The sequence below is a fragment of the Paenibacillus naphthalenovorans genome (assembly GCF_001465255.1).
In the GTDB taxonomy this organism is placed as follows: domain Bacteria; phylum Bacillota; class Bacilli; order Paenibacillales; family NBRC-103111; genus Paenibacillus_G; species Paenibacillus_G naphthalenovorans.
The window spans coordinates 1,721,148-1,734,739 of record NZ_CP013652.1 but is presented as its reverse complement, the minus strand read 5'-3'; the positions used below and the strand labels follow the sequence as shown (position 1 = coordinate 1,734,739).

The following is a 13,592-nucleotide window of genomic DNA, read 5'->3' as shown; positions in this document are numbered from 1 at the left end:
GTCAGTTGGTCTGGTTGTTGGTAAATAAAGAGGGCAACCCATGCAAGGGATGTAACGAAGATAGAGATATATGCAAAGGGCGACCTAAAACTGAAACACGATGAAAGGAAATATTTTATAGAGGGGAGGCTTCCAATTGATCGGATGTCATTGTCATACTGCAAAAGGCTCTAATTTACGATTAATTGACTCAACAAATAAAACTAAAGACTTAATAAAAACAGCGGCAAAAATGGGGTATTCAGGAATAGCAATCACAGATCATGAAAGCCTATCTGCTCATGTTGAGGCAATTAAAATAGTAAAAGAATTGAAAAAGCCGGATAAAAATGGAAATACTGTTATCCCCAAAGATTTTAAACTTCTTCTCGGAAATGAAATTTACTTATTAATGGAGCCACTAGAAGAAGTAAAAAATAATTATAAAAGCGGTAAAACAAAATTTCCTCATTTCATTCTTATTGCCAAAGATGCTATTGGTCATCGCCAATTAAGAATACTCACAAGTAAAGCATGGGAGCAGTCTTTTAAAACAGGTATAATGGAAAGAACTCCTACAGAAAAAGAATTCTTAGAACAAGTGGTTTCTGAAAATCGTGGACATCTTATTGCGTCAACTGCATGTCTTGGTAGTGAAATTAATATCTATCTACTAGAGATGAAAGTCGCAGAAGAAAATAACGATTTAGAAACAGTAAAAGAGTTAAAGAAAAAAATACATAATTTTATAAATTGGTGTATCAATACATTTGGAAAAGAAAACTTCTTTATCGAAATTCAACCTGCATGGTCGGAAGAACAAATTTATTGCAATAAGAAATTAATTCCTATTGCCAAACATTATGGTCTTCAATGGATTGTTACTACCGATGCACACTTTTTAAGACCAGAAGACAGAGAAATCCATAGGGCTTTTCTTAATTCCAAAGATGGAGAAAGAGAAGTGGATGATTTTTATGAAGCATGTTTTCTTCAAAATTTAGAAGAAATCAAAGAAAGACTAAATTATCTTGACTCTTCAGATGTCCAAATTGCAATTGAAAATACATTAAAAATTGGGGATATGGTTGAAGAATATGATCTATTTAAACCAGTTTCTATACCTAGAATAGAATTGCCTGAATTTGAAGTTCGCCATATCTTTAAACCAGCATATGATAAATATGAATACATAGCAAAAATGGCTTATTCAGATGAGCCACAAGACAGGTATTTGATTAAATTAATTGAAGACGGATTTGATGCTAAAGTTCCTCGGAACACTTTAACAAGAGAGAGTTTTCATCAAAAATTAGCACGAATCAATATTGAACTTGAAGAACTATGGCATATTTCTTTGTCTCTAAAAGAAGCCATGTCAGCGTATTATATAACCATAAGAGAAATTGTTTTAATTATGTGGGATGATTGCGGTGGGAATAGTCTTGTTGGGCCGGGACGAGGATCAGCGGCAGGCTTCTACATTAACTATTTGTTAGATATTACTCAAGTTGACCCTTTACAGTACAATCTTCCACATTGGCGGCATTTACACAAGTCGAGACCTGATTATCCAGATATCGATTTAGACAGCGAAGCAGCAAAAAGAAAACAAATCATCAATGCTCTGAAAAGAAAATTTGGTGAAAGAAAAGTAATTAATATTGCAACGTTTGGAACCGAAAAATCAAAAAGTGCAGTACTTACAGCTTGCCGTGGACTTGGCTACGATAATGACATTGCAATGCATATTGCTTCTTTAATACCTTTCGAAAGAGGTTCTAACTGGACAATATCTGATTGTTTATATGGAAATGAAGAAGAAGAAAGGGAACCTGTAAAAGAATTCATAAATGAAATTGAAAAATATCCGAAATTAAAAGAAACAGTTTTGAAGATCGAGGGACTTGAAAATAAAAGAAGTATCCATTCTGGTGGAGTCTTCATCTACAATGAAGATTTGATTGAAAGAAATGCACTAATGAAGGCTCCTAATGGACAATGGATTACACAATTCTCCATGAGTGATAGTGAGTACATGGGTGGTATTAAATATGATCTTCTTACGGTTGAAAATGAAGATAAATTAAGAGTATCTTTAAATTTATTATTAGAAAATAATATGATTGAATGGCAAGACTCATTAAAGAAAACCTACGAAAAGTATCTTCATCCTGATGTATTAGAATATGATAATCCTGAAATATGGAACAAAATGGGTAATGGTGAAGTCATTGATCTTTTCCAATTCAACACCCAAATAGGAGTCGAGACTGCAAAAAAAGTTAAACCTCAAAATGTACTAGAAGCTTCAATTGCCAACTCACTAATGAGATTAATGCCTGATGAGGGTAGTACTCAACCTGTTGATTTATATGTAAAATATAAAAATAATATTTCTCTATGGTATAAAGAAATGAGGGATCATCATTTAACTGATGATGAAATCTCAATCATGGAAAAGCATTTGAAGCATAAATATGGTATCGCAGATTCACAAGAATCTGTAATGATTATGGTTATGGATGAGAAGATTAGTGGCTTTGATATTGTAGAAGCCAACCTTCTTCGAAAAGGCATAGTCAAAAAAAACAAAGATAAAATCGAAGAAACAAGACAGCTTTTTTACAAAAAAGGGAGAGAAAGAGGAACTTCAAAACATCTACTGAATTATGTATGGGAAGTCCAAATTAAACGACAAATCGGATACTCATTTTCAGATTTACATACTACAGTATATACAATCGTTGGATTACAAGATTTGAATCTATATCATCGTTATGATCCATTAATTTGGAACACAGCTTGTCTCACTGTAAATAGTGCGAGTTCAGAAGATGAAAATAATGATGAATCCGATGAAGGAGAAGAAAAGAAAAACAAATCTACAAACTATGGTAAAGTCGCTTCTGCTATTGGAATGATGCAATCCCATGGAGTAAAAATTGGTCTACCAGATATTAATAAAGCATCATTTGGATTTAAGCCCGATTTTGAAGTAAGACAGATTACATACGGACTAAAAGGACTTGTTGGAGTTGGAGATGAATTAGCGTCTATCTTGGTTGAACATAGACCATATAAATCATTCGATGACTTCCTTGAGAGAATGCATGACACAGGATTAGTTAAAAAAGGACAAGTGCTTCAATTAATTAAAGCAGGATGTTTCGATTCTTTTGGTGACAGAATTGAAATTATGAAACACTTTATAACAACTAGAGTTTACTCACCAAAAGATAAATTGACTATGCAAAACTTTAATATATTAATTGAAAATAATTTAATTCCTGAAGAATATTCTTTGTACAAGAGGTTGTTTAAATTTAGAAAATACGTCACGAAAAAAGTCTACAGAACGGAAGGTAAAGATAAACTATACTTACTGGACGATATTTCAACTGAATTTTATTATGAACATTTTACAACTAACGGAATTGTTGAGTATAAGGACAATCTTCCTGTTATTTCTGAAAAAATCTTTAAAAAAGAATATGATAAAAAAATGGACGGTATTAAAGAATGGCTTCAAAGTGTAGATACATTAAATATGGTTAACAACCATTTATATGAAATTGAGTGGGAAAGTAATGCTTCAGGAACAATCAGTAAATGGGAAATGGATTCGCTATCGTTCTACTATACTGAACACGAATTAAAACACATCAATAAAGAAATATATGGAATTGAAGATTTTAATTCTCTTCCTGAAGAACCTGTTGTAGTCAGTCATTACGAATCTAGAGGACAACAAAAACCAAGGTTTAAATTATGTTGTATTGCTGGAACAGTACTTGACAGAGATAAAAATAAACACACTATTGCTTTGCTTACAACTGATGGAGTAGTTACTGTTAAGTATTATGATGGTGCTTTTGCTCACTATAATAAGCAAGTCTCCAGACTAAATGGAGATAAAAAGGAAATATTAGAGAAAAGTTGGTTTACTCGTGGAAATAAATTGGTGGTATATGGATATCGTCGCGGTTCACAATTTAAGCCATACAAGTATTTTGATTCACCTGTTAAGCACACAACTATGTTAATAACCCAAGTCAATGATGACGGAACAATTATCGTCAAAACCGAACGTGAGATATGAATTTTCTAAAATAACGTAATTTTATCTCTGTATATCTCACTAATACTCACTCATTCTCTTGTTTTTATCATCACAATACCCAATAAAATCACTCTTTTATTACCTATAAATTTACATAAGGGGAATGACACAACATGAAAAATAAAAAAACTAAAAGAAATAAGAAGAAGATCAAACCAAGTAAATACACAAAACATAAAAGAGTATATGCAAAATGGCTATCAAAAGATGGAGATTGGAGTTTTTATGTTTTTAGGAATCAGTCAAAAGAAGTGGTTGAAAGATTATTAAAATTTAAAAAAGCAAAATACATAAAAGTTAGCGAAAAAAGAATTGATAATCCAAATCAAACACATAATAAATTGATGATTAATAGTGCAATACATACATTTGAACAACATTATGAAGCAAAGGAGGTGATTTAAGTTTTGGATAGATTTGAGTACAGAGATGAAGGAGAATCACCAGAGGAATTTTCAACATGTGCTAACGAAAACTGTAGAAAAACTCTATATATCGGGGATGAGATATTAGAGCACTACGGTCTCGTGTGTTGTAGGAATATTAATTGTTTAATTGCAATCACTGAAACAAAAGAAATGATCGCTGAAAATGATGAGGAGTAAAGCATATGAAAAATTGTATATATAAAACAATTAAAACACTGTTACTAAGAATTTATGAGTTAGAAAACGAAAATAAAGGATTAGTAAATTCGGTTCGTGAACTACAAAATCAAATTCAAGTTTATAGAAATAATAAATAGAGGAGTGATTATTTGAGTAACCATCTATATGGTTTTGATATTTCAATGGAACAGACAGGTATCACAATTTTTGACTTAAGAACTTTAAAACCAATACATATAACATCCGTTAAAACTAATGAAAAACATACACATGGCATGAGGCTCTATACAATTGCATCGGTTGTTGAAGAGTTAAAGAATACATATGAACCAAAAGTGGTAGCAATTGAAAGAGGATTCTCAAGATTTAACACTTCTACACAGGTAATCTATAGAGCGCACGGATTAGTTAATTACCTAATGCGAGATTATGAACAAAACTATTACCCACCAAAGCAGGTTAAAGAAGCAATTGTACGTGGAGATGCCACAAAAAAGTTTGTGCAAGACATCATTCAAGTAGCATATCCAGATATTGTTTTCAATAATGAAGATGAATCTGATTCCTTTGCAGTAGCACTCACATATCTTATCAAAAACAAATTGTTGGAATGGGATAAAAAGAAGTATAAGGAAATGTTGAAACCAAAGAGAAAGATGAAGAGTAAAAAAGAAACATAGAATAATAAAGAAATAATTTCGTAAGGAGAATGAAAATTTTATTAAAATTAATTTTTCAACAACCACTTTTCTGTTCATTTTTCAATTTCTATACATAGAGATGCAGATATAATTATAAGACAATCTTGGAGGTGCATAGTTATTTGCAAGAGGTGATTACAATGGAAAGTAAGATAATTGACGATAAAAAACCTAAACTCTTGACTATAGAAAAAATCACATATGCTGGTAAATTTAATTATTATGAATACATAAAAAAAGAGTTTATTGAGTTAATAAAAAGAAAATGAGTTTACACTGAAATGGACTTATATATACTTACAATATCATTGAAATAAATGCTGTCATTATATATACTTATGATAGCATTTTTTTATTTTGAGGTGATACAATATGAAAACAGCTATATATACAAGAAAATCAACTTTAAAGGTTGGTCAGAAAGAGACGATTGAAAATCAGATTAAAATATGCAAAAGAAAAGCAAAAGAATTGGGATTGGTTATAGTTGATGTTAAAACTGACTCAGCAACTGGTACTGATGATAATAGTAGACCAGAAGTAAAGGAATTAATAAAAGACGCCATCAATGGAAATTACCAATGTGTAATCATGAAGGGAATTAGTCGTCTATACCGCAAAACTTCAAAAGGATTAGAATTAATCGAACGTCTAGATCAAAGTGGAATCAGAGTTGTTACTGTAGAGGAACATTTTGATTCATTTGCTCCTGAAAATAGGACGGGAACAGGTAAATTAGATTTGTCTAGATTGACTATGTATTTAATGTTTGCAGAAATGGAGTCCAAAAAACTTGCAGACAGGGTTAAATATACTCAAATTGAAAAAGCCTATGCAGGAGAATGGAATCAACCAAGCAGCGTTCCTTATGGATATGAATATGTACCCGAAACAAAAAAACTACAAATTAAAGATTCTCAAGCAGATATTATTAGATTGATATTTAAATTGTATATAGAAGGAATGGGTATGAAATCAATTGCCCATTATCTTAATGGTAACAACCAAGATAAAATACAGTATCCTTCGCCTAAATCTAAAAGGTGGAATGAATATACTATTGGCTTTATTTTAAAGAATGAAGTCTACATTGGGAGCGTTGTATATAATAAGCGAAGCAAAAAAGAAAGGCCGTATAAAAATCCAGAAGCAATTGGCAAAACAACAGAAGATATTTATATTGGCAATGATTTTAATGATAAAGATAAATGGATTACTGTAAAGAACGCTCACGATCCCATTATAGGTGAAGATACTTTTTCTAAGGCACAGGAGATAATGGGTGTTAAGGCCGCAAGAAAAGGTATAAGAAATAATGTATCCTTGTTTGCTGGTGTGGCAAAATGCGGGAAGTGTGGACATGGTATGACTTTTAAACGTGGTAAAAAAAACAGTGATGGCAAGGTAGTCACAAGAAATAATTACTATTGTATGAACTATATCCGATATGGGAGCCAGTACTGTGATTCTCATCACGTTAGAGCAGAAGATTTGGAAGAAACGATCTTTAACAAACTCGATGAGTTACGAAATAATAAAGAACAATTTGATCAAATATTTAATGATTCCATAAAACATATTGATGATGGGAGTGTTTCAGACGATAAGGAAATGAAAAGAATTGAAAAGGAAATTGAACAAGTAGCTAAAAAAATGGACAAGCTTCTGGAAAAAAACATGGAAGGAAAGATTAATGATAATCAGTTTGAATTGTTTAACAAGCGATACTCAGACGATCTAGATAGGCTTACAAGCAGACTGGAAGAAATAAAATTAAAATCTCAAAATAACATTGATAAAGAATTATTATTAAAAAGTTTTCGTAATCGATTAGATGAAATTGCTGATTATCGTAATAAATCACTTGAGGAAAAGAGATATACTATTTTAAAACTGATTGATTTTATTATAATTGAAGATGGGATTATAAAGCATTTGCAGTTTAATTTTAGTTATTAAAAGTATCTACACTGTTAGTATGGGCGTTCCGGTCATGGCCGACGGCGTTGCCATTATCAAAATCGGCGGATCCGTCGAAGATGTGGCAACAGCGGCGGAGCAGTTCTTGGGCAAGCCGACGGAAGCGTTGAAGGTGGAAGCGCAGGAAGTGCTGGAAGGGCACCTGCGGGCCATTCTGGGCTCGATGACGGTTGAAGAAGTGTACCGCAACCGCGACAAATTCGCGCAGGAGGTTCAAAGCGTAGCAGCCAAGGATTTGAAAAAAATGGGCCTCCAGATCGTTTCCTTTACCATTAAGGATTTACGGGATAAGCACGGTTATCTCGATGCGCTCGGGAAGCCCAGAATCGCCGCGGTCAAACGCGATGCGGAAATTGCCGAAGCGGAAGCCCTGCGGGATGCCAGGATTCAAAAGGCGCGTGCCGAGGAAGAAGGGCAGAAAGCGGAGCTGCTGCGAGATACGAACATTGCCGAAGCTTCAAAGGAAAAAGAGCTGAAGGTGGCTTCATTTAAAAAGGAGCAGGATACGGCACGCGCGGAAGCGGATCAAGCCTACCATATTCAGGAAGCCCGCGCCAGACAAAGCGTTGTCGAGGAGCAGATGCGAGTCGAGCTTGTTCGTAAAGAACGCGAAATTGATCTTGAAGGCAAAGAAATTTTGCGCCGCGAGAAGCAATATGATGCGGAAGTGAAGAAAAAAGCGGATGCCGATCGTTATGCAGTGATTCAGGCTGCGGAAGCTGAAAAGGCCAAGCAAATGGCGGAAGCGGATGCGAGACAATACCGCATCGAAGCCGAAGCGCGGGCGATGGCTGAGCAGAAGCGGCTCGAAGGTTTGGCTGTGGCGGATGCCGAACGGGCCAAAGGTACGGCTGAGGCGGAAGTCATCCGGCTCCGCGGTTTGGCCGAGGCGGAAGCGAAGGAGAAGCTTGCTCAGGCATTTGAGAAATTCGGTGAAGCCGCCGTACTCGATATCATCGTGAAGATGCTGCCGGAGCTTGCCGGAAAAGTGGCGGAGCCGTTGAAGTCCATCGACAAGCTCACCGTCGTCGATACAGGCAATGGCGAAGGTGCGGCGCGCGTCAGCAACTACGTCACGCAGCTGATGGCCACCGCTCCGGAGATGCTGAAGAACGTAAGCGGTATTGATTTGGAGAATTTGGTCAAACACTTAACGAAGCGTACGGAATCCAACGTTCCTGCCATCCAAGACGTTCCAGCCTCCGTACCGGATTCGAAACCACAACCATAGCCGGATTTACGCGCATTACTTTTTACTATATATTAACAGTATCATATCAAGATGAAACGCTTAAAGGCAGCTATTACAGCTGCCTTCCTTTCATAACATATACGAATGCAGCTTCGCCGAAACGGTTTCGGGCGGAAGCTTTTTTATCTTTGGAGGGGGTAGAGCATGTCTAAGGCGATGCCCGTAGAAGCCAATTTGACGGAAGGTCCGATCGGCAAAAGCCTGCTGTTGTTCGCGATGCCGGTGCTGATGGGAAACGTGCTTCAATCATTGAACGGAACGATCAATGCCATTTGGGTTGGCAAATTTTTGGGCGAAAGCGCCTTTGCCGCTGCATCTAACGCCAACAACATCATGTTTTTCCTCTTGAGCTTAGTCTTTGGCGTCGGAATGGCCTCAACCATTCTCATCGGACAGAGCGTAGGGGCCCGTGATGAGGTGCAGGCCAAACGCGTGGTCGGTACCAGCGCCTTGTTTTTTTTGTCTATGGCTCTGCTGATCACCATGGCAGGAGTAGGACTTAGCGCCTCGATTTTGGAGTGGATGCAAACTCCCGTTGATGCGATGACCTATGCCTTGGGTTACCTGCGTATCATTTTTATCGGTATCCCGTTCATGTTTTTCTTTAATTTCATCATGATGATATTACGCGGGGCGGGGGATGCGAAAACGCCATTCTATTTTTTACTTCTTGCCGTATTCCTGGATATCGTGCTCAATCCGCTTTTTATTTTCGGGTTAGGTCCCATACCCCGCATGGAGACAGCAGGCGCAGCGACCGCCACGGTCATTGCTCAATTCGTCAGCTTGTGCGGATTGCTCTTTTATCTGTACCGCAAAAAGCATTTTCTGCGGTTGACCGGGGCCGATCGGCATTACTTGCGGTTCGACAGCCAAATCCTTGGATCACTGGTGAAGAAGGGAGTTCCCATGGGTCTTCAGTTGATGTTCGTTTCCACCAGCGCCATTGCCATTGTCAATCTGGTCAACAGCTTCGGTTCTGTGGCTACGGCGGCGTTTGGCGCCGCCATGCAGCTGTCTACCTATATCCAAATGCCCGCTATGGCTATCGGTAGTGCGGTATCCACTTTCGCCGCGCAAAATATCGGTGCCGGCAAGTGGGATCGGGTGCACAAGACGACGTTATTGGGGATACTGCTTAATTTTATGATGACGGGGATGCTGGTGGCGCTCATTTATGTATTCAACCGGCAAGCGCTGCAGCTGTTCCTTCAGGACGAGGCTGCGATAGCTATAGGGATGAATATTAATCATATCACACTGTGGGCTTTTATTCTGTTCGGGATTACCTTCGTCCTTTCAGGTGTCGTCCGTTCAACAGGGGCGGTGATGATTCCGTTGATTACGACATTCCTGGCGCTGTGGTGTATCCGCGTCCCGCTGGCCTATTATCTTGGCCGACAGTACGGATTGGATGCGCTGTGGTGGAGCTTTCCGATCGGATTTTTCGCAGGGATTCTGCTGTCAGCAGGCTACTATATTTGGGGAAACTGGAAGAGCGCCAGCATGCTGGATAAGAAGAAGGCCATAGAATAATAAGCATCCTCTTGCGTATAACGCAGGAGGATTTTTTATCGTGAACATAATGAACGAAATGGTCTAAATGGGGTTTATTCAACTTATGATCATAAGCTATACGAATGAAAACGCTTGATGCTACAATGACAAAGCAATATGGAAAGCGCTATCATATCGAAAAAGAATATCAGGGAGGTCCTCAAAAATGATGTTAAAAACACTGTCTCGTCTTTCCTGGAAAATGGTACTGGCTGGCGTAATGGCCGTTAGCTTGACTGCATGCGGAAGCGGCTCGGGCACGCCGCAAGCAAGTGAAGGCAGTTCCAAAACCCCCTCGGCATCGAAATATCCGGAAAAGCCGATCATCGTGGTGGCTCCTTCCGGCGCAGGCGGCGGTTGGGACAAGACGGCGAGATCCATAGTCAAAGTGCTTGGCGAAAACAAAATGATCGGCCAATCGATGACGGTGGAGAACAAACCGGGAGGCGGCGGAACGGTATTCATGGCGGAATATGCCACCAAAGATGTAAAAAACAATTACAAGCTGTTCGTCAGCTCTCCTCCGATCCTGATCAACAACTTGAAGAAGGAAGGCAACAGCGCATTCGGCTATAAAGATACTACACCGCTTGCTCAATTGACGAAGGACTACGGAGCTATTGTGGTGTCGGCCGACTCCAAATTTCAGGATATGAAATCTGTTATAGATGCGTTAAAGGCCGATCCGGCGAAGGTGACGATTGCCGGCGGTTCCGCACCGGGATCCATGGATCATTTGGTTGCCGTACTGCCCGCATTTAAATCCGGTATCGATCCGAAACAAGTGAAATATGTGTCTTATGATGGAGGCGGAGAAGCCATGACGGCGCTGCTGGGTAAAAACGCCGACGTCATCGCTACCGATGCTTCTAGTGTAGGCGAATATCTGAAGGCCGGGAAAATCCGGGTGTTGGCCATTGCTTCTCCCGAACGCCTGGGCGGTCTTCTGAAAGATGTTCCGACGCTTAAAGAACAGGGAATCGATGCGGAGTTCAATATCTGGCGCGGTATTTTCGGACCGAAAGAGATGAGCCCGGATGCCCTTGCGTACTGGGACGCAAAGCTGAAAGAACTGAACGATTCGGAAGCCTGGAATAAAGAGCTTCAAGCGAATACCTGGGAAAAAGACTACAAAAACTCCAGCGATTTTAAGGCCTTCCTGGATCAGCAGGAGTCGCTTATTAAAGAGATGCTGACCGCATTGGATATGGCGAAATAAATAAGAAAAGAAATTCATCGATAAGAAGAATGAGACAGCCTGGATCAACGGCTGCTCTCTTCTTCGATCTTTTGGATGGTGCGGGGAGGAAAACACCTATGAACAAAACGTTTGACCGCTCGGCAGGCATTGTATTTTTAGCGATTGGCGCGGCGTTTGCCTTGGGCAGCCGCTCCATATCTTCCAGCGCCTACGGAAGCAACGTCGGGCCATCTATTTTTCCGTTAATTTTAGGCATTATTCTAATGCTGCTTAGTGCAAGATTGATTTATGAAGCCGTCAAATATCCGGCTGCCCAAGATCGTTCTTCAAAGCCTAAGCTTGACTATAAGCGTTTCGGTATTATATTATCTGCAACGATTTTATACGGTCTTTCTATGGAACATATCGGGTACGTCATCAGTACATTCTTATTTTTACTCATCGGGTTCCAAACAATGAAGCGCGACCGGTGGATTTCGGCCATCATTGTATCAGCGCTTTGCTCAGGCGGGGTTTATTATTTATTCGTCGTCGTGCTTCAGGGTACGCTGCCGGGATTCCCTGCTTGGCTGGGACTATAACAGGAGAGCGGCACCTTAGGAGGGAAACATTATGAGCACAATGCAATATTTAATGGACGGCTTTATCACTGCTTTTGCATGGCACAATCTGCTCTTCGCTTTCTTTGGCGTTCTTATCGGCACATCGGTAGGGGTTCTGCCCGGCATCGGACCGATGAGCGGCGTAGCGCTGCTGATCCCTATCACTTCGTCGATTACAGGAGGCATGCCTCCGGATGAAGCGGCAGTAAGCTCGATCATCCTTTTGGCGGGCGTATATTACGGCGCGATGTACGGAGGATCGACGACTTCGATACTGCTGAATACGCCAGGGGAGTCATCATCTGTCGTAACCGCCATCGACGGTTACCAAATGGCCAAACAAGGCCGGGCCGGAGCCGCATTAGCCATCGCGGCGATCGGTTCGTTCGTAGCAGGGATGTTCGCATTGATCGGTCTGATCTTCCTGGCACAACCGCTGTCTGCGGTTGCGATTCGATTCGGGCCTGCCGAATATTTCTCATTAATGATCCTTGGCTTATGTGCAGTTAGCGGTTTAGCCGGAAAATCGATGACCAAGGCAATGATCATGACGATTCTCGGACTATTGCTCGCAACCATCGGTATAGACAATGTATCCGGTGTGGCACGTTTTACGTTCGAACTTCCGGTGTTATATCAAGGTCTGGAATTTCTGACCGTGGCTGTAGGGCTTTTCGCACTGGGAGAAGTGTTCAAGACGATTTTGGAACGGGAGTCCAACGATGGCACTCTTGCCAAAATCAACCGTATCCTGCCGACGAAACAGGACATGAAAGACAGTGCGATGCCCATGGTCCGTTCATCGCTGCTCGGTTTTTTCATCGGCATATTGCCGGGCGCAGGTGCAACACTGGCATCCTTTTTCTCTTATATTATGGAGAAAAAGGTAAGCAAACATCCCGAGAAATTCGGCAAAGGCGCCATTGAAGGCGTAGCTGCACCGGAAACGGCAAATAACGCAGCTGCCGGAGGCGCAATGATTCCGCTGCTGACGCTGGGCATTCCGGGGTCCGGAACGACGGCCATTCTGATGGGCGCATTAATCATGTACAATGTTCAGCCGGGTCCTCTGCTGTTTGAAGAGCATCCCGGAGTGGCTTGGGGCCTGATCGCAAGTATGTTTATCGGTAATCTCATGCTGCTTATTTTAAACATGCCGCTGGTTAGAGTGTTCGCAAAAATTATCGAAACGCCGCCGAAGTATTTGATTCCGGGCATCGTCGCGATTTCGGTGTTCGGTGTCTATGCCGTACAAGCGTCGGTATTTGATTTGATGCTCTTGGTCGGATGCGGACTAGCCGGTTATTGCCTGTCCCGCAATGACTTCCCGTTGGCACCGCTGGTGCTGGGTCTCGTTCTTGGTCCAATGATCGAGAACAATATGCGGCGGGCGCTTACGGGCTCCAATGGCGATTTTATGATTTTCCTGCAGAAGCCGCTTTCTCTGGTATTCCTTCTGCTTGCGCTTCTTTGGATTACGATTCCTCTGCTGCTCAAGATGCGCGGCAAAAAAGTGCTTGTCAACGAAGAAGGATAATCGTATTCCGCTTTTCCGTCCCTTCACTGACTTTAACATCAGTGAGGGGATT

General features: G+C 40.3%; 10 protein-coding genes and 1 pseudogene. All 11 read left to right on the top strand.

The genetic code is table 11. The features are described 5' to 3' along the window. The first annotated feature begins 136 nt into the window (after window positions 1-136). On the top strand, window positions 137-4,081 hold the full coding sequence (locus IJ22_RS08315; RefSeq protein WP_062408412.1) for a PHP domain-containing protein: 3,945 nt from the start codon (window positions 137-139) through the stop codon (window positions 4,079-4,081). A 134-nt stretch (window positions 4,082-4,215) separates the two neighbouring features. Beyond that, window positions 4,216-4,506: a hypothetical protein gene (locus IJ22_RS08310; RefSeq protein WP_062408411.1), complete on the top strand. Its 291-nt coding sequence runs from the start codon at window positions 4,216-4,218 to the stop codon at window positions 4,504-4,506. A gap of 3 nt (window positions 4,507-4,509) precedes the next feature. After that, the gene (locus IJ22_RS08305; protein WP_062408410.1) at window positions 4,510-4,707 is read left to right on the top strand and encodes a hypothetical protein; all 198 of its coding nucleotides are present in this window, start codon (window positions 4,510-4,512) and stop codon (window positions 4,705-4,707) included. 152 nt (window positions 4,708-4,859) lie between these two features. Further along, window positions 4,860-5,390, top strand: a complete 531-nt coding sequence (locus tag IJ22_RS08300) for a crossover junction endodeoxyribonuclease RuvC (protein ID WP_062408409.1) — start codon at window positions 4,860-4,862, stop codon at window positions 5,388-5,390. Window positions 5,391-5,551: 161 nt separating this feature from the next. Then, window positions 5,552-5,680, top strand: a complete 129-nt coding sequence (locus tag IJ22_RS26990; protein ID WP_256380590.1) for a hypothetical protein — start codon at window positions 5,552-5,554, stop codon at window positions 5,678-5,680. Between the two features lie 103 nt (window positions 5,681-5,783). Further along, window positions 5,784-7,370, top strand: coding sequence for a recombinase family protein (locus tag IJ22_RS08295; RefSeq protein WP_062408408.1), 1,587 nt, complete (start codon window positions 5,784-5,786; stop codon window positions 7,368-7,370). A gap of 4 nt (window positions 7,371-7,374) precedes the next feature. Continuing rightward, window positions 7,375-8,622 (top strand): annotated as a pseudogene (locus IJ22_RS08290) (flotillin family protein); the annotation flags it as partial. A gap of 165 nt (window positions 8,623-8,787) precedes the next feature. Then, window positions 8,788-10,179, top strand: coding sequence for an MATE family efflux transporter (locus tag IJ22_RS08285; RefSeq protein WP_062408407.1), 1,392 nt, complete (start codon window positions 8,788-8,790; stop codon window positions 10,177-10,179). A gap of 190 nt (window positions 10,180-10,369) precedes the next feature. Beyond that, complete coding sequence (locus tag IJ22_RS08280) at window positions 10,370-11,419, top strand: tripartite tricarboxylate transporter substrate binding protein (RefSeq protein ID WP_062410921.1); 1,050 nt, start codon at window positions 10,370-10,372, stop codon at window positions 11,417-11,419. A 98-nt stretch (window positions 11,420-11,517) separates the two neighbouring features. Beyond that, entirely contained in the window at window positions 11,518-11,982 is a 465-nt protein-coding gene (locus IJ22_RS08275) for a tripartite tricarboxylate transporter TctB family protein (RefSeq protein ID WP_054818408.1), read from the top strand. A gap of 31 nt (window positions 11,983-12,013) precedes the next feature. Beyond that, entirely contained in the window at window positions 12,014-13,540 is a 1,527-nt protein-coding gene (locus tag IJ22_RS08270; RefSeq protein WP_062408406.1) for a tripartite tricarboxylate transporter permease, read from the top strand. Window positions 13,541-13,592: the final 52 nt, after the last annotated feature.